Source organism: Rhodococcoides navarretei, from assembly GCF_038069675.1.
Classification (GTDB): Bacteria; Actinomycetota; Actinomycetes; order Mycobacteriales; family Mycobacteriaceae; genus Rhodococcoides; species Rhodococcoides navarretei.
Genome location: NZ_JBBPCN010000001.1, coordinates 772,123 through 789,015, shown reverse-complemented (window position 1 = coordinate 789,015; position 16,893 = coordinate 772,123). Strand labels below are relative to the sequence as shown.

The 16,893-nt window shown below is 65.0% G+C and carries 18 protein-coding genes; 9 read left to right on the top strand and 9 right to left on the bottom strand.

Annotated features, from left to right (window positions below):
• Positions 1-56: 56 nt before the first annotated feature.
• The 5 genes from AABD04_RS03875 to AABD04_RS03855 all read left to right on the top strand — a co-directional run bounded on the left by AABD04_RS03875 (position 57) and on the right by AABD04_RS03855 (position 4,766).
• Positions 57-1,967 (top strand): HNH endonuclease signature motif containing protein, encoded by a 1,911-nt coding sequence (locus AABD04_RS03875; protein ID WP_341440279.1) that lies wholly within the window; start codon positions 57-59, stop codon positions 1,965-1,967.
• A 166-nt stretch (positions 1,968-2,133) separates the two neighbouring features.
• A complete protein-coding gene (locus AABD04_RS03870; protein WP_243594528.1) occupies positions 2,134-2,310 on the top strand; it encodes a hypothetical protein in 177 nt (58 codons plus the stop codon).
• 279 nt (positions 2,311-2,589) lie between these two features.
• Positions 2,590-2,871, top strand: coding sequence for a WhiB family transcriptional regulator (locus tag AABD04_RS03865; protein WP_243594529.1), 282 nt, complete (start codon positions 2,590-2,592; stop codon positions 2,869-2,871).
• A 63-nt stretch (positions 2,872-2,934) separates the two neighbouring features.
• Positions 2,935-3,693 (top strand): HAD-IIA family hydrolase, encoded by a 759-nt coding sequence (locus AABD04_RS03860; RefSeq protein ID WP_243608722.1) that lies wholly within the window; start codon positions 2,935-2,937, stop codon positions 3,691-3,693.
• Positions 3,693-4,766, top strand: coding sequence for an isochorismate synthase (locus AABD04_RS03855; protein WP_341440278.1), 1,074 nt, complete (start codon positions 3,693-3,695; stop codon positions 4,764-4,766). Before AABD04_RS03860 ends, AABD04_RS03855 begins: the two co-directional genes overlap by 1 nt.
• Before the next feature lie 5 nt (positions 4,767-4,771).
• Here the strand turns inward: AABD04_RS03855 and AABD04_RS03850 are convergent, their stop codons facing one another.
• The 4 genes from AABD04_RS03850 to AABD04_RS03835 are packed head-to-tail and all read right to left on the bottom strand — an operon-like array spanning position 4,772 to position 7,873.
• A complete protein-coding gene (locus tag AABD04_RS03850; RefSeq protein ID WP_341440277.1) occupies positions 4,772-5,995 on the bottom strand; it encodes an O-succinylhomoserine sulfhydrylase in 1,224 nt (407 codons plus the stop codon).
• On the bottom strand, positions 5,992-6,405 hold the full coding sequence (locus AABD04_RS03845) for a rhodanese-like domain-containing protein (protein ID WP_341440276.1): 414 nt from the start codon (positions 6,403-6,405) through the stop codon (positions 5,992-5,994). Before AABD04_RS03845 ends, AABD04_RS03850 begins: the two co-directional genes overlap by 4 nt.
• 45 nt (positions 6,406-6,450) lie before the next feature.
• Entirely contained in the window at positions 6,451-6,978 is a 528-nt protein-coding gene (locus tag AABD04_RS03840) for an Rv0361 family membrane protein (RefSeq protein WP_341440275.1), read from the bottom strand.
• 34 nt (positions 6,979-7,012) lie between these two features.
• Complete coding sequence (locus AABD04_RS03835; protein ID WP_341440274.1) at positions 7,013-7,873, bottom strand: TauD/TfdA dioxygenase family protein; 861 nt, start codon at positions 7,871-7,873, stop codon at positions 7,013-7,015.
• A 294-nt stretch (positions 7,874-8,167) separates the two neighbouring features.
• Here AABD04_RS03835 and AABD04_RS03830 point away from each other — a divergent pair, with 294 nt between their 5' ends.
• Positions 8,168-9,553 (top strand): FAD-dependent oxidoreductase, encoded by a 1,386-nt coding sequence (locus tag AABD04_RS03830; protein ID WP_341440273.1) that lies wholly within the window; start codon positions 8,168-8,170, stop codon positions 9,551-9,553.
• A 103-nt stretch (positions 9,554-9,656) separates the two neighbouring features.
• Here the strand turns inward: AABD04_RS03830 and AABD04_RS03825 are convergent, their stop codons facing one another.
• Positions 9,657-10,526 (bottom strand): SMP-30/gluconolactonase/LRE family protein, encoded by an 870-nt coding sequence (locus AABD04_RS03825; protein ID WP_341440272.1) that lies wholly within the window; start codon positions 10,524-10,526, stop codon positions 9,657-9,659.
• A 67-nt stretch (positions 10,527-10,593) separates the two neighbouring features.
• On the opposite strand from AABD04_RS03825, the gene AABD04_RS03820 reads away from it, so the two are divergent.
• Complete coding sequence (locus AABD04_RS03820; RefSeq protein ID WP_243594536.1) at positions 10,594-11,328, top strand: amidohydrolase family protein; 735 nt, start codon at positions 10,594-10,596, stop codon at positions 11,326-11,328.
• Here AABD04_RS03820 and AABD04_RS03815 read toward each other — a convergent pair.
• Positions 11,325-11,807, bottom strand: a complete 483-nt coding sequence (locus AABD04_RS03815) for a DUF456 domain-containing protein (RefSeq protein ID WP_341440271.1) — start codon at positions 11,805-11,807, stop codon at positions 11,325-11,327. The two genes, AABD04_RS03820 and AABD04_RS03815, sit on opposite strands and share 4 nt — an antisense overlap.
• Before the next feature lie 24 nt (positions 11,808-11,831).
• On the bottom strand, positions 11,832-13,028 hold the full coding sequence (gene purT, locus AABD04_RS03810; RefSeq protein WP_308198476.1) for a formate-dependent phosphoribosylglycinamide formyltransferase: 1,197 nt from the start codon (positions 13,026-13,028) through the stop codon (positions 11,832-11,834).
• A 95-nt stretch (positions 13,029-13,123) separates the two neighbouring features.
• Here purT and AABD04_RS03805 point away from each other — a divergent pair, with 95 nt between their 5' ends.
• Positions 13,124-14,200: a CaiB/BaiF CoA transferase family protein gene (locus AABD04_RS03805; RefSeq protein WP_341440270.1), complete on the top strand. Its 1,077-nt coding sequence runs from the start codon at positions 13,124-13,126 to the stop codon at positions 14,198-14,200.
• Positions 14,201-14,284: 84 nt separating this feature from the next.
• Here AABD04_RS03805 and yczR read toward each other — a convergent pair whose 3' ends face one another.
• Positions 14,285-15,766: a MocR-like transcription factor YczR gene (gene yczR / locus AABD04_RS03800; protein ID WP_341440269.1), complete on the bottom strand. Its 1,482-nt coding sequence runs from the start codon at positions 15,764-15,766 to the stop codon at positions 14,285-14,287.
• Between the two features lie 91 nt (positions 15,767-15,857).
• Between yczR and AABD04_RS03795 the strand changes: the two genes are divergently transcribed.
• On the top strand, positions 15,858-16,382 hold the full coding sequence (locus AABD04_RS03795; protein WP_341440268.1) for a methylated-DNA--[protein]-cysteine S-methyltransferase: 525 nt from the start codon (positions 15,858-15,860) through the stop codon (positions 16,380-16,382).
• A gap of 68 nt (positions 16,383-16,450) precedes the next feature.
• Here the strand turns inward: AABD04_RS03795 and AABD04_RS03790 are convergent, their stop codons facing one another.
• Positions 16,451-16,891: an LGFP repeat-containing protein gene (locus tag AABD04_RS03790; RefSeq protein WP_341440267.1), complete on the bottom strand. Its 441-nt coding sequence runs from the start codon at positions 16,889-16,891 to the stop codon at positions 16,451-16,453.
• Positions 16,892-16,893 lie beyond the last annotated feature (2 nt).

Here is a 16,893-nt window from a genome sequence, read left to right as displayed (position 1 = left end):
TGCGAGCAAGAACGTGTGTTCGAAAACTTGTCGGAGGGTCGCGATAGATTCTGTTCATGCTTTCGGGGGACGGCGGATCAGGGGTGGACGGCATCGAGACGGTGCCGCCCGCCCCTGAGGTGTCCGATCCCGAACTCTCGGTGCTGGTGGATCGTGTGGAGTCCGCGGTCGCGGAGTTGGCCGGGCGGGCGTCGGTGTCGTGGACGAACGCCGACCGGCGTGCGGTGATCCAACGGATGGAAACGCTCACCCGATCGGTGACCGCCTACTCGCACTCCTGGCTCAACGAGCTGATCGCTCAACACGGCCTCGATGTGTATCCGGGGTCGGTGCCGTGCTCGGTGGCATGGATGCTGCGGATCACCCCACGAACAGCAGGCGCACGAGTACGCCTGGCTGCCGAATTGGGGGATCGCACCGCACTCTCGGGCGAGGTTCTGCCGCCGTTGCTGCCGCATACCGCCGACGCATTGCGGGCCGGGTTGCTCGACGCCCAGCACGTGCAGATGATCCGCGAATTCTTCAAGCACTTGCCTGCCAGTGTGGATCCGCAGACCCGCGATCTCGCCGAGGAGCAGTTGGTGGGCTTCGCGTCGACCAGACGGCCCGACGATTTTGCGCCGTTGGTGGCGAACCTGGATTCGATCCTCAACCCCGACGGCGATCACGACGAGGACGAGGACGAGGACGGTAAGCCCAAGCCACGCAAGCGACGCGATGCTTTCTTCTACCTCGGCGAACAAGGTGCCGACGGCATGTCGGAAGGCAAATTCTGCGTCGACCCCGAGTTGCGGGCTTACCTCGAGGCCCTGTTCTCCAAAGCCGCGAAACCCGGCATGTACAACCCTGCCGACGGACAACCGATCACCGACGAAGAGACCGACAGCGACGAGACCTCCGGCGAGGACACCAAGAGCCCCCCAGGCGCGAGCGACGGTGCACGTCCCGATTCTGCAGCAGCCGAACCGGATTCGTCCGTATCGGGTGGGGTCTCCGATACCGAGACACCACCGCTACCGGAGCCGAAACACGGGTGGCGAGATGATGCGGGACTGTGGGGCGACGGTCCATGTGACAGTGACGGCTCTTGCGGCGACGGCGACTGCGACGGCGACTGCGGAGGTGGCCACTGCGGTGACGACTGCGGAGGTGGCCTCGAATGCGGTTGCGGCACAGGCTCCGAAGACACCTCCTCCGAGGACACTTCCTCCGACGGCCCTGCTGCCAGTCGTACCGCTGGCGGGCAGGGCGAGAGCGGTGAGGCACGGGACGAGGCGGCGGCGTCCACGCGCGCGGCCGCAGCCCAGCGTGATATCCGCACCCAGAACGAACGCCGTCACGACGCCCTGAAACTGGCGCTCCGACACACCCTCGCCTCCGGCACACTCGGCACCCATCGCGGCCTGCCCGTCACCGCGATCGTCACCATGAGCCTGAAAGACCTCGAAGCCGGCCGCGGCTACGCGAAGACCGCCACCGGATCACGAGTGTCGATCCGCGACGCCATCCGCATGGCCTCCCACGCCCACCACTACCTGACCATCTTCGACGACCACGGCAGAGCCCTCTACCTCGGCCGATCGAAACGCATCGCCTCCGCCGACCAACGCATCGTGCTCATCGCCCGTGACCGTGGCTGCAGCTTCCCGTCCTGCACCCGTCCCGCGACCTGGTGCCAAGCCCATCATGTGACCGACTGGGTCGACGGCGGCAACACCGACATCGACGGATTGACCTTCGGCTGCGACATGCACCACGCACTCGTCGGCACCGGACCGAACACATGGGCCACCACCAAAACCACAGCAACACATCGCTATCCAGGCCGCACCCTCTGGCACCCACCCACCGGAATGGACCCGCGCAGGAGCGGGCTGATCAACCACGCACACCACCCCGAAGAAGTCCTCTACCCACCCGACCAGCACGACGACCCCGGGGACGAAGAACCACGACAACCCGCATGACGGCCAGCACCATCTCAGGGCACAGCTCTGCGCTGCACAGACATGCGCCGGAGCCGACGGCATGCCACACGGCGGGTGATCCACGCTTACGCCCAATACCGATCAGGTCTTCGATGAGGGCAACCATCATCGGAGTGGTACGAGTACATGGCGTACGACGAGCTTCGTGCAGATCGCATCCGCGACATCCTCTCGGACCAGGAAAGTCTGCGAGCAGAAGATGTTCAGCGGTCTGGCGTTCCCGGTGCGAGACAAGATGGTGGTGTGCGTCGGCACCGGAAAGCGGGCTCTGCTGGTTCGGGTGGATGGAGCCCACCACGCTGTCATGGGCCGCGATCGCTGATGGGTGCAGGGTGGATCACCGTCGACGCAGCGGCGCTGAGGAACGAGGCAGCACTGCAGTTCTGGGTCTCCGCGGCTCTGGAGCACAACGCGAACCCACCGAACCCAGCGAACCCAGCGAACGCAGCAAAGACAGCGGGCAGGTAGCACCCGTCGACGTTTTCGCCTCGATCCCACGGACCAGGGGCAGTCCGAATCACGCTGATCGGAAGTCTTGCTCGACGCGGAGATTCTCGCGACGATCGGTCGAGTCCATCACTCATCGAGGAACGGGTCAGCCATGGTCGAGCACGTCGAATCTCGGAATTGGCAGATCGACGCACTCTGCCGCGGGCAGGACTCGGAGATCTTCTTCTCCCCGTCCGGCGAAGGGCGATCCGCACGCCGCGCCCGGGAGGACCGCGCGAAGCAGGTGTGCGCGGGCTGCGGGGTCGTCGAGCAATGCCGACTGTTCGCACTGGCCGCCAACGAACCGTTCGGAGTCTGGGGCGGAACGACTGCCCGCGAGCGACAACAGCACCGAGCCAACTCCCGACGTAGCGAAGAACTGCAGGCGAGCTGAGTACCGGTAGTAGACAATGGAAGGGTGAGTGAAACCGAGAAGCCTCAGCAGTGGACGTACTTGATGGACATGGACGGCGTTCTGGTTCACGAGGACCATCTGATTCCCGGTGCCGATACGTTCCTCGCCGAGCTGCAGGCCAACGAGATTCCGTTCATCGTGCTGACGAACAATTCCATTCGCACACCGCGCGACCTGCGGGCGCGCCTGGCATTCACCGGCCTGGACATTCCGGAGAAGTCGATCTGGACCTCCGCTCTCGCCACCGCCACGTTCCTGGGTGCCCAGCGGCCCGGGGGCAGCGCGTATGTCGTCGGCGAGTCCGGTCTGACCACCGCGTTGCACGACATCGGCTACACCCTCACCGACTCGAGCCCGGATTACGTGGTACTCGGCGAGACCCGGACGTATTCGTTCGAGGCCATCACCACCGCCATTCGACTCGTCGAGAAGGGTTCGCGTTTCATCGCCACCAACCCCGACGCCACCGGCCCGTCCCGTGAGGGCTCGTTGCCCGCGACAGGTTCGGTGGCCGCGCTGATCACCAAGGCCACCGGCAAGGAGCCGTACTACGTGGGCAAGCCCAACGCGCTGATGATGCGTTCGGCGCTGCGCGCGATCGGCGGACACTCCGAGAACACACTCATGATCGGCGACCGGATGGACACCGACGTGCTCTCGGGACTCGAAGCCGGGCTGCAGACCATCCTGGTTCTCACCGGAATTTCGACGGTCCAGTCCGTCGAGCAGTACCCGTTCCGACCCACCAAAGTCCTCGATTCCGTCGCAGACCTGGTGGGCCGCACGCAGAACCCGTTCTGATGACACTCGAATTCGTACTCTCCCGCCAGGATCACCACGTCGTCGGACTGGGCGTCCGGCACGCGTTTCCCGATATCGCCGACGCGGTGGCCGCGGTGCGGGCGGGCCGAAATGTCGTCGGCGCGTTGCCTTTCGACATGTCCGACGCCACCGCCCTGATCGAGCCGGAGGAGTTCTACCGGCTCGACGGACCCTGGGCGACCGTGGACGCTCTGCCGTCGCTACCGACGGTGACCGTCGCGCGGCAGATTCCGGAACCTGACGTTCACGTACAGAGAGTGCGGGCTGTCGTCGAACAACTCGAAGCCGGTGTCGCAGAGAAGATCGTGCTCGCGCGGGCCATCGAAGTGACGGCGGATTCGCCGATCGAGCCTGCCTCGGTGTTGAGCGCGCTCGTCACGCGTGATCCGATGGGCAACGGCTTCCTGGCCGACCTGTCCACTGCAGGCAAGCCCGGCACTCACATCGTCGGTGCGAGTCCCGAGTTGCTGGTGCGTAAGCGCGGCACCATCGTCACCTGCCACCCGTTCGCCGGAACGGCAGCGCGGTCCACCGACCCCGACGAGGAATCACGCATCTCCGCAGCGCTGGCGGCCAGCGCCAAGGACCGAGCCGAGCACCGCTTCGTCGTCGACGAGATAAGGGCAGCGTTGGAACCGTTCTGCAAGACGCTCGACGTGCCCGAGTCACCCCAGTTGAGCAGCACTCCTCAGCTGTGGCACCTGTCGACGCCCATCGTCGGGACCCTGGCCGATCCCGCGACGTCCGCGCTCGACCTCGCGCTGGCACTGCATCCGACCGCCGCCGTCGCCGGTGTTCCCCGAGCCGCGGCAATGGCTGCGATCACCGACATCGAAGGATCTCGAGGCTTCTACGCCGGAGCCGTCGGATGGACGGACGGTAGCGGTGACGGCGAATGGATGGTGACCATCCGCTGCATCGAGCTCTCGGCAGATGGACTGTCGGGCACCGCTACTGCCGGAGGTGGCATCGTCGAGAACTCCGATCCCGACGCCGAACTCGACGAAACCACCGCGAAGTTCAGAACGGTGCTCAGCGTCTTCGAGCGCTGACCCGGCTACTTCAACGCCTGATCCAGATCTCCGATCAGATCCTCGGTGTCTTCGAGGCCGATGGAAATGCGCACGACGCCGTCGGTGATCCCCACTGCCGCACGCCCTTCCGGACCCATCGCGCGGTGCGTGGTGGTCGCCGGGTGGGTGATCAGCGACTTGGAGTCACCGAGGTTGTTGGAGATGTCGACGATACGCAGTGCGTCGAGCACCTCGAAGGCGCGCTTCTTGCCCTCTCCCTCGGGGGCGTCGAGCTCGAACGTGACGACGGTACCGCCGCCCGACATCTGCGACTTGGCCAGCTCGTACTGCGGATGTGACTGCAGGAAGGGATATTTCACCCAGCGCACCGACGGATGGCCTTCGAGGAATTCGGCGATCTGCAGTGCGGAGTTCACCGAATGCCGCACCCGCACCGGCATCGTCTCGAGTCCCTTGAGCAGCGTCCAGGCATTGAACGGACTCAGCGCAGGGCCGGTGTGCCGCATCAGGGTCTGCACCGGTCCGTCGATGTACTCCTTCGATCCGAGGATCGCACCACCGAGCACCCGCCCCTGACCGTCGATGTGCTTGGTGCCCGAGTACACCACCACATCGGCACCGAGCTCCAGGCTGCGCTGCAGCAGCGGCGTCGCGAATACGTTGTCCAACACCACCGTTGCGCCGGCGGCATGAGCCAGCTCGGATACGCGTCGAACATCGACCAACGACTGCATCGGATTGGACGGGGTCTCGAAGAACACGGCCGTCGTCGGCACCGACAGCGCCTGCTCCCACTGCTCGAGGTCTTCGCCGTCGACGAAGACGGTCTCGACACCCCAGCGCGGCAGAATCTCGTTGCAGACGACGAAGCAGGAACCGAAAAGGCTACGCGCAGCGACCAATCGGTCACCGGCCTTCAACAGTGCGCCGAGTGCGGTGAACACCGCGGACATTCCACTCGAGGTACCGAAGCACGCCTCGGCCCCCTCGATCAACCGCAGCCGCTCCTCGAACATCTTCACCGTCGGGTTGCCGTATCGCGAGTACACGAAATGGTCGATGTCCCCGGTGAACGCTTGCTCGGCAGCACCGGCGCTCTCGTAGACGAAACCCGAAGAGAGATACAGTGCTTCGGCGTTCTCGTCGAAACCGGATCGCATCAGGCCGCCGCGAACTCCCAGCGTTGCCTGACCCACACCGTCGGGTAGCGGCTTGTCGAAACCCCCACCTTTGGGAATGTTCGTCACGACTGCCTCCAGGGCAACCCGACCGCGCGCCAACCCGTGGCTCCGCGATGGCCGTCGGCGTCGGTGGCACCTTCGAAGCCGTCGAGCACGTTGTAGGACGGGCCGATTCCTGCAGCCGTCGCGGCCTCGGCGGCACCGATGGACCGCTGACCGGAGCGGCACAGGAACACCACCGGTCGTTCCCCGTCCACGCCTGCGGCTTTCAGGTCTTCGACGAAGTGGGTGTTTCTGGCACCGTCGGGGAAGCTGACCCACTCGATCAGATGTGTCGGACGCTCGATACCGGAGGTGTCCGGAACGCCGACATACTGCCACTCGGCGCGCGTCCGAACGTCCACGAGCACGGCCTCGGGGTTGCTCTGCAGCAATTCCCATGCGGCTTCCGGGGTTATGTCACCTGCGTAGGTCACTTGCTCAGCCTTCCGTCACTTGCTGTTACGTCACACATACCAAGATCAGACATTGCACACCAGCCACTTGTCGTCGACACGGACGAAGTTCCACACGTCGTCGGTCTGCACTCCGGATTTCTCTTCCTTCAGCGGGACCGTGACCATTCCGCGGTCGCCGTTGACCTGATACTCCGACGGCACACCGTCGATGGACGTTTCGCCGTTGCGCTCGACCTCGCCGGCCCGATCGATTCGGTACTGCGCATCGTCACCCGGAATCAGGCGCTCGACCTGATCGAAACAGGTGTTCCGACGCAGCAGATCCGCGTCTCCGGTGTTCTGCGCTTCGAGGAAGCCGTCGAGGCTGTCGGTGAGCAGCTGCGCTTGTGTCACGTTGTCCTCGGCGGGCGCGAACTTCGAGGCTGCGAAGATGCCGACGAGCAACACGACGACGATGCCGACAGCGATGATGAACGGCCACGCGGTGGGCGCACGCTGCTCTCCGGAGTCGGCAGCGGCCTTCGACGCGTTGTTGCGCGCTTCCTCACGACTGTCGACCCACTGCTGCCTACGTTCACTCCACGACGCCATGACGGCAATCTTCCTCGATCCCACGGGCTCAGCACTATCGGGGGCCGACCGGGATGTCTCCTCGTAACGTGATGCGGTGCATCGTGCGGCGCTCGGTGCCGTAGTCGCGGTTGGCGTAGTGCGAAGTGCTGCGGTTGTCCCACAACACCAGATCGCGCAATCGCCAGCGGTGCCGCACGATGTGTTCGGGCTTGGTCAGGTGCGCGTACAGCAGATCCAGGATCCCGCGACTCTCGGCCTCGGACACCCCCACGATGTGCGAGGTGAAACCCGGATTGACGAACAGCCCCTTGCGGCCGGTTTCCGGATGGACCCGCACGACGGGATGTTCGACGGGAACCAGCGCGGTGACTTCCTTGCCGTCCCACACGTTGCCTTTTCCGCCGCGCTTCTGCGCGAGGTAGTAGCCGAATTCTCGGTTGCCGTCGTGGATTGCCGTGAGTCCGTCGATCATGCGGCGAACCGGTGCCGACAGCGACTCGTACGCGAGCTGACTGTCGGCCCAGTTGGTGTCACCGCCGTGCGGGGGCAGGACGACGGGACGCAGGATCGACCCCATCGGCGGGCGTTCCATGAACGTGACGTCGGTGTGCCAGACGTCGGCGAAACCGTTGTCCTGACTGTCCAACGCGTACACCTCGGGGGCGACGTGCCCGCTGTCGTGTACCGGATGACCTGCGGTGAGGTCACCGAGCCTACGGCCGAATTCGATGTGCGCCGCGTCGTCGAGTGCCTGCCCGCGCAATACCAGGACCTTGTGTTCGACGAGGGCGCGGCCCACGGCATGAACCTGCGCATCGGTCGCCGAGGCGACGTCCAGGCCGATGACCTCGGCACCGAACGACGGGCCGAACTTGTCGAGAGTGAGCGTGGTGGTCTGTTCCAGGGTGGTCATGTGTCCTCGAATCTGTGCACGGCGAGAGGGCTGATCCAGGCAGCGCTGCCGTCGAAAGAGGGTCCCGTCCTGTTCAGGGAGGGGAAGGGCGTCGGGTCAGGTCACCGACAACACATGTTGGTGCAGGTACGACAGAAGTCGACGGTGAACCGTCGGACCAGGTATGTCGTCTGCACAGAGCAATTCCTACCGGAAACCGGGAAATCCGGCAAGTTGCCCACTGCCCCAGCTCAGGTTGTCCTTAATTTATGCTGGGGTGTCCGCACTTCCCTCGAAGAAGGTAGCTCGCTGCACATGACTGATCAGACTCGTCCACTCCGCGTCGCCATCGTCGGTGCCGGACCGGCCGGCATCTATGCCGCCGATGCGCTCATGAAGTCCGACCACAATGTCAGCGGACCGGGCGTGAGCATCGACCTCTTCGAGCGGATGCCAGCACCGTTCGGGCTCATTCGCTACGGCGTCGCCCCCGACCACCCGCGCATCAAGGGCATCATCACCGCGCTGCACAAGGTGCTCGACAAGCCGCAGGTCCGCCTGCTCGGCAACATCGACTACGGCAACGACATCACCCTCGACGACCTGCGCCGCTTCTACGACGCCGTCATCTTCTCCACCGGCGCCAACGCCGACCGCGCCCTCAACATCCCCGGTATCGACCTCGAGGGCAGCTACGGCGCCGCCGACTTCGTCTCCTGGTACGACGGGCACCCCGACGTACCGCGCACCTGGCCCCTCGACGCCGAGAAGGTCGCCGTCCTCGGTGTCGGCAACGTCGCTCTCGACGTCGCACGCGTCCTCGCCAAGACCGGCGACGAACTGCTGCCCACCGAGATCCCCGCCAACGTCTACGAGGGCCTCAAGGCCAACAAGGCCATCGAGGTGCACGTCTTCGGCCGCCGTGGACCGGCCCAGGCCAAGTTCACCCCGCTCGAGCTCCGCGAGCTCGACCATTCACCCAACATCGAGGTCATCGTCGCCCCCGAGGACATCGACTACGACGAAGGCTCCGAGCAGGCCCGCCGCAGCTCCAAGCAGATCGACATGGTCGCCAACACCCTGCAGGACTGGGCCATCCGCGACGTCGGCAACCGCCCGCACAAGCTGTTCCTGCACTTCTTCGAGTCCCCGCACGAGGTACTCGGCGCGGACGGCAAGGTCGTCGGCCTACGCACCGAACGCACCGAGCTCGACGGCACCGGCAACGTCAAGGGCACCGGCAAGTACAACGACTGGGACGTCCAAGCCGTCTACCGCGCAGTCGGCTACCTCAGCCAGAACATCAGCCAGCTCCCGTTCGACGAGCAGGCAGGCACCATCCCCAACGAGGCCGGACGCGTCGTCGAGTCCCCGCACTCCACCACACCCGTTCCCGCCACGTACGTCACCGGCTGGATCAAGCGCGGACCCGTCGGCCTCATCGGCCACACCAAGGGCGACGCGAACGAGACCGTCGCGAACCTGCTCGAGGATGCGCCGAGCTTCGCCGGTGCGGCCGAGCCGGATCTGGACGCGGTCACCTCGTTCCTCGAAGGCAAGCAGGTTCCGTTCACCACCTGGGATGGCTGGTACCGCCTCGACGCGCACGAGCGTTCACTCGGCGAGCCCGAAGGCCGCGAGCGCGTGAAGGTCGTCGAGCGCGAGGACATGCTGAAGGCATCCGAGCCCGACAAGGCCTAGAGCGGCTACGCCGCATGTGAGCGTGGAGCCTGCGGGTCGTTCCGCAGGCTCCACTCCTGCCTCCTAGCCCACTACGAAGTTCCGCTCACATGCGCGAAGCGCTCTAAACCCGAACCGCCAACAGCTTTCCCTCGGTTTCGATTTTGCGTTGATGCTCGTTGAAATCCGGTGCAGCGCAGACGAACAGCGTGCGGCCGTCGGATCCGCCGAGTCCGCAGGCGAAGACCCCGAGATCGAAATCGAGCTGCTGAAGAATCTCCCCGCCCTGAGCGACGTGCAGCACCCGCTGCCCCAGCGCGTCGGCGATCCACATCGTGCCGTCCGTGTCGATGCAGCACCCGTCGGCCGCCACTTTCACCTCGCCGATGGCCGTCGCCATGTCCGTCGACGTCGGTAGTTCGCCGAACTTCGCCCAGTCGCGCCGCTCCCCCAACGATCCGTCCTCGGCGATGCCGAAGGCACTGACCCGGTTGCCGACCGTCTCGTCCACGAGCAGTTCACCCGAAGCCGTGAACGCCATCCCGTTGGGGAAATACAGGTCCGACGCCACGACGTGCGCGGAACCGTCCGGGTCGACGCGAATCAGATCGGCTGTCTCGACTGGCGCGAAGTTCATCAGATCGAAGCCGAAGTTCCCGATGTACGCGCGGCCCTGGGCGTCGACGAGCATGTCGTTGAGGTTCGCCCGAACATACGTCGACAGATCGGCGTGCACGGTCAGCGAGCCGTCGTTCTCACGCAGTAGCAGTTTGTAATCGCGCATCGACACGATGAGCAGCCGCCCGTCGGGCAACCATCCCAGGCCCGACGGCTGATTGGGCACCTCGGCTTCGACCCGTACGTCGGTGCCGTCTTCGAGGGCGGATACGACGCGATGGCTGTAGAAGTCCGATACCCAGATCCTCCCCTCGTGCCATCTCGGACATTCGAAGTAGGTGTATCCATCGAGAACGACTGTGGTCTCCGGTTTCATGTTTCGAATTCAAACACCACGAACGGTGGCCGCGACGCCGAATGCGCGAGCTGGCATGCTGGGGGCCGTGTTCGACGCCCACCTACACATCATCGACCCGAAGTTTCCGCTCATCGAGAACCACGGTTTCCTGCCCGATCCGTACACGATCTCGAACTACCTCTACGACGTCGACGGGCTCGGTATCACGGGCGGTGCGGTGGTGTCGGGATCGTTTCAGGGCACCGACCAGACCTACCTACTCGCTGCACTGGAGACTTTGGGACGCGGCTGGGTCGGCGTCACTCAGATCGATCCGGAGTGTTCCGACGAGGACATCGTCGCGTTGAACGACGCGGGCGTGCGCGGAATGCGGTTCAATCTCAAGCGCGGCGAGACCGACGTCGAGATGCTCACCACCCAGGCACGTCGCGTGCACGAATTGGTGGGGTGGCACGCCGAGCTGTACGTCGACGCGTCCCTGCTGCTCTCGCTGGAACCGATCCTCGCGAAACTTCCGGCGGTGAGCATCGATCACCTGGGCCTGTCCACGCAGGGGCTTCCGTATCTTCTCGACCTCGTGGACCGCGGAGTACGCGTCAAGGCAACGGGATTCGGCCGGGTGGACCTCGACATCGTCGACACGCTGCAGAAGATTCACCGCGTGAATCCGGCAGCGTTGATGTTCGGCACCGATCTACCGGGTACACGCGCTCCGCGTCCGTTCTCCGAGACCGACATCGACATCATCTCCCATGCCGTCGGCGGCGACCTACCAGCCGTGCTCGACGGTAATGCCCGGGCTTGGTATCGGGTCACTTAGACGAAGAGAGCGCCGCCGAGCCACACCGCCGAGGCGAGCAGGGCACCGAACAGCTCCACCAGAATCGACAACCCGGCGGCCTTGGTGGCGTGCACGGTGGACCGCCACGCCTCGGAATGATTGCGGTGCCTGGGAATTTCGGCCACGTAGACGCCCGCGATGAAGCCGATGAACAGCCCGACGACAGGTATCACGAAGAACCCGACGATGCCGAGCAGACCGCCGACCATCAGCGATCGCATCGGCACTCCGGCCTCCCGCATGCGCCGGCCCGGCCAGGTGTACTTCACGACGCCACTCAGAACCAGCAGCACCGTCGCGATCGCGAACACGGTCCAGGCGGCGGCTCCGCCGGTGAACCACGCCCACACACCGACGGCAGCGAAGATCAGGATGGTGCCGGGCAGAATCGGCACCACGATGCCGACGAGGCCCACCAGAATCACCAGGCCGACCAGGACTTCTCCGAGCGTGCTCATGGGCTCAGTCTGCCCTGCGTCGGGTCAGGCGACGGGATGCACCTTGCCTGCGGCCTCGCGTGCCCTGTTGCGAGCAGTCTCGACGTCCGAGGCCGTCGACACCGCAACCCCCATCCGACGCCGGACGAAACTCGTCGGCTTGCCGAACAGGCGCAGGTCGGTCTCGGGGACGGCCAACGCATCGGCGACGCCGTCGAAGTGGATGCCATCCGCATCGACGCCGCCGTAGATCACCGCGGATGCACCGGGTGAGAGCAGCGTCGTGTCGATCGGCAGACCGAGAACGGCGCGGGCATGCAACTCGAACTCCGAGAAGCGTTGCGTGCGAAGCGTCACCAGACCCGTGTCGTGCGGCCGCGGACTGACCTCGGAGAAGTACACGTTGTCGCCCTGCACGAACAGCTCGACGCCGAACAACCCACGCCCACCGAGCGCCGTCGTGATCCGCTCGGCAACATCACGCGCACCCGCCAGGGCAGCGTCGGACATCGGTTGGGGTTGCCAGGATTCGATGTAGTCACCGGATTCCTGGAGGTGCCCGATCGGCTCGCAGAACGAGGTTCCATTGGCCGCTCGGACGGTGAGAAGTGTTATCTCGTAATCGAAATCGACGAAGCCCTCGACGATGACGCGACCGAGGTCGACGCGGCCACCCTTCAGGGCGTAGTCCCACGCCGCCTCGACATCGTCCTCGCTGCGCACGACGGATTGACCCTTGCCCGACGACGACATGACCGGTTTGATGACAGCAGGAAAGCCGATGGTGGACAACGCTTCTCGAACATCGTCCAGCGAATCGGCGAACGCGTAGGGCGACGTCGGCAGCCCGAGCTCCTCGGCCGCGAGACGCCTGATGCCCTCGCGGTTCATGGTCAACTGAGTCGCGCGGGCCGTGGGAATCACGACACTCCGGCCTCTGGCTTCGACCTCGGCCAGGGCATCGGTGGCGATGGCCTCGATCTCCGGCACCACGAAGTCCGGTTGCTGCGAATCGATCAGTGCCAGAAGTTCTTCGGAGTTGCTCATGTCGATCGTGAATGCATGATGGGCGACCTGATGGCCGGGAGCATTGTCGTAGCGATCGACGGCAATCACCTCGACGCCGAGGCGCTGGAACGCGATGATCACCTCTTTGCCCAGCTCACCCGAGCCGAGCAGCATCACCCGGGTGGCCCCGGGAGTGAGCGGAGTACCGATACGGACGGGATCTGGGGCAGTCACAGCCCTATTATCCACACCCACATCACTTGGACGCCCTAGTACAAGTTAGTCTCCATTCACAATCGCAGCTGACGAGTCGGAACGAGGCAACAAACGTGGCTAACACTGGTGGACCGCTGGCAGGGCTCCGCATCGTCGAACTCGCGGGCATCGGCCCCGGCCCACACGCCGCACTGCTGCTGGCAGACCTCGGTGCAGACGTGGTGCGCGTCCAGCGCGCCGGGCAGATCTCTCCTCACGACCACCAGCTGCGCAGCCGCACCATCGTCGAGGCCAACCTCAAGGACCCGGCCGACATCGAGAAGGTGCTCGGTCTCGTCGAACGCGCAGACGTGCTGATCGAGGGTTTCCGCCCCGGCGTCACCGAGCGCCTCGGCCTCGGACCCGACGACGCCCTCGCCCGCAACCCGCGCCTGGTCTACGGCCGCATGACCGGCTGGGGCCAGGAAGGCCCCTGGGCGCAGACCGCAGGCCACGACATCAACTACATCTCCGTCACCGGTGTCCTGAACGCCATCGGCCGCGAGGGTGAGCGGCCCGTGCCGCCGCTGAACATGGTCGGCGACTTCGGCGGCGGCTCGATGTTCCTCGTCTTCGGCATCATGGCCGCGCTCTACGAGCGCCAGAATTCCGGACAGGGACAGGTGGTCGACGCCGCCATGGTCGACGGCACCGCAGCACTCTCGCACATGATCTGGGCCTGGCGCGGCGTCGGCGCATGGAGCGACGACCGTGGCACCAACCTGCTCGACACGGGCGCTCCGTTCTACGACACCTACGAGACCTCCGACGGCCAGTACATGGCAGTCGGCTCGCTCGAGCCACAGTTCTACGCGCAGTTGCTCACCGGCCTCGGACTCGCCGATGCGGACCTGCCGCCGCAGATGGACAAGTCTCGTTGGCCGGAGTTGCGCGAAAAGTTCGTCGCTACATTCCTGTCCAAGACCCGTGACGAGTGGACCGCGATCTTCGACGGCACCGATGCGTGCGTGTCACCGGTCCTCACCTTCGCCGAGGCCCCGAACCACCCGCACATGAAGGATCGCGACTCGCTCATCGACGTCGGCGGCGTCACGCAGCACCGTCCGGCACCGCGGTTCTCCCGCACCGAAAATGGGGTCCCGACGCCACCGCCCGCCGCCGCTACCGACATCGCGTCGGTCTGGGCGTAACTGTTTGTGCCGAACTCGAAGTTGTGGACGCTTTTCGGCTCATTTCCATCCATAACTTCGAGTTCGCGGTCAGAACACAGCCTTTCAGAACACCAGGGCCGGCTGCTCCGCCTCAGCACTGGGAGCGAGGGCTCGATACGCCCCGGCCGTTGCGGCGATGGCGGCCCGAAGCTCTTGCGGCTCACGGGTATACGGCAATCTGATATGACGCTCGAAGGCACCCTCGACGCCGAATCGTGGACCCGCAGCCAGCACCGCCCCGAACGCCGGAGCAGTAGCGGCGAGCGCACTCGACACCGGCGCAGGCAGCTGCAGCCACAGCGACATTCCGCCCTCGGAGCGGCGATAACGCCAGTCCGGAAGATGTTCGGCCAGAGCATCTTCGAGCACGTCGCGGCGCTCACGTAATTGCGATCGACGAAGTTCGAGCGCTGGTTCGGCATCCTGCAGTAGGAACGACGACGCCAACTGATCCATGATCGAGGTGCCGAGGTCGTGCGCTGCCCGCGAGCCGGCCAGCTGTGAAACCAGCGAGGGGTGCGCCCTGATCCACCCGATGCGCAGCCCGCCCCAGAACGACTTGGACGCAGAGCCGATCGTGACGACATCGGAGCCCGAGACCCGCCCGAACGACGCAACCGGCGGCGGCGGCGGAGCGTCGAGCCACAGGTCCACCATGGTCTCGTCGACGATGAGCGTCATACGGGTGTCGCGGGTGATGCGTGCGAGTTCGGCCCGCCCCTCGGCATCGAGCACCTGCCCGGTGGGATTGTGGAAGTCCGGAATCAGATACGCGACCTTGGCGGCGGTCTGCCGTGCGGCACTGCGAATCCCGTCGAGATCCCAGTCACCGTTCGCAGGACGGACCGGCACCGGCACCGGCCGGGCACCCACCCTTCTGATCGCCTCGAGGGCATTGGGGTACGTCGGGTGATCGATGAGTACCCGATCACCGGGCGACGTCAACGTGCCCAGCAGCAGCCGAACCGCTTGCTGCGCACCGGACGTCACCATGATCTGATCCGCCGTCGTCGGCAGGCCACGTTCGACGAAGCGTTGCGCGATGGCCTCCCGCAGCACCGCCAGTCCGATCGGTTCCATGCCGTGCGTCGGAAGATACGTCGGAAGTGCTTGCAGCGCAGATTCGTACGCGGCGGTCATGGTGCCGTCTGCAGCGGACATCGCCGCGTGGGACATGTCCACCACCGGACCTGAGGGCGACGTCGACTGAATCAACAGTCCGTTCGGGGTGGGTGCAGCGGGGAGGGCGACGGTACTGCGCGATCCCTGCTTGCTGATCAGATAACCCTCGTCTCGCAGCACCGAGTACGAGGAGGTGATGGTCGTGCGACTGAGATCGAGAGCCGCCGACAGATCACGCTCGCTGGGCAGACCGACTCCGAGCGGAATTCGGCCGTCGTGAATGAGAAGACGGACGCCGTCGGCCAACGCACGATACGTAGGACGCGAGGCCTTGCGCCTGCCAGACCCATCGGAGGACGCGTCGCCGCGCCAGCTACCGAGATCGCGGGCCAGTGACGTTGCGTTGAGAACTCTCGAGGCCATGCTTTCCAGTATTCGCCCACTGGCCTCTGATATTCAAGTCCATTCTTGGTTCAACTGGACTGCCGAAGTGGTACGGGTGGATACTGGACCCATGCCGAGCTGCACGCTCTTCGACACCGCCATCGGCCGCTGCGGCATCGCCTGGACCGAGGACGGAGTGGTTGCCGTCGCCCTGCCCGAGCCGTCGGACGAAGCGATCGCGGACTACCTGGCCGGCTTCGGGGCCGTTCGGGGACCGGCCGACGGACTCGCTGGCGACGCGATCGAGCGAATCGTCGCACTGCTCGATGGACGGGCAGTCGATATGAGCCCGATTCCGCTGGTCCTGGACGTCTCCGAATTCGACGCCTCGGTCTACACCGTGTGCAGCGAGATTCCGCGGGGCGCGACACTGACCTACGGCGACGTCGCTCGCCGACTGGGCCATCCCGGCGCGGCGCAAGCAGTGGGCGGGGCGCTGGGGCGAAACCCCGTGCCGATCATCGTCCCGTGCCATCGAGTACTCGGCGCGGGTCGGGAAGTCGGCGGGTTCTCGGCACCCGGTGGCGCGAACACCAAACAACGAATACTCGGGATCGAGGGAGTACCGGGATTCGACGAGCCGACACTGTTCTGAATTGACCTCGCCGCTATTCGGACTCTCGGTTTGAATAGACCGCCAAAAACGGGGACGGGGAATGTAATTTATGCCGATATCTCGAAAGATGGGATGGAGCTGCCGACCGTCGATACCAAAGCCGCTTCCGGCCCGGGACTGACGTCCGTTTCCTCCGCACTACCGCCGATCGTGAAAGCGCCGACACCGGGCAACCACCCGATGGCTCCGCGCTGAAAGAGGTTGTATCGACCGGAGCCGGTGGGTGTCGGGCGCTCGTTGCTGATCGGATAGCCAAGTGCGCCATAGGGTCCCCCGTGACCGAGGTACCAATCGAGAATGGGGCCGTGCACTTCATGGGCTCCACCCTCGGGAAGGGCGAACACGGTCGCGTGCGCGAATTCGAGCATTCCCCCGCCCTCGGGACCGAGCATGAATTCACCGGACTGAGCACCGATCCAGGGATGTTCGTAAGCGAAGCGATCAAATTGGTAGCTGAAAACTTCCAATCCGTTGTAATTGTCAGTCATAG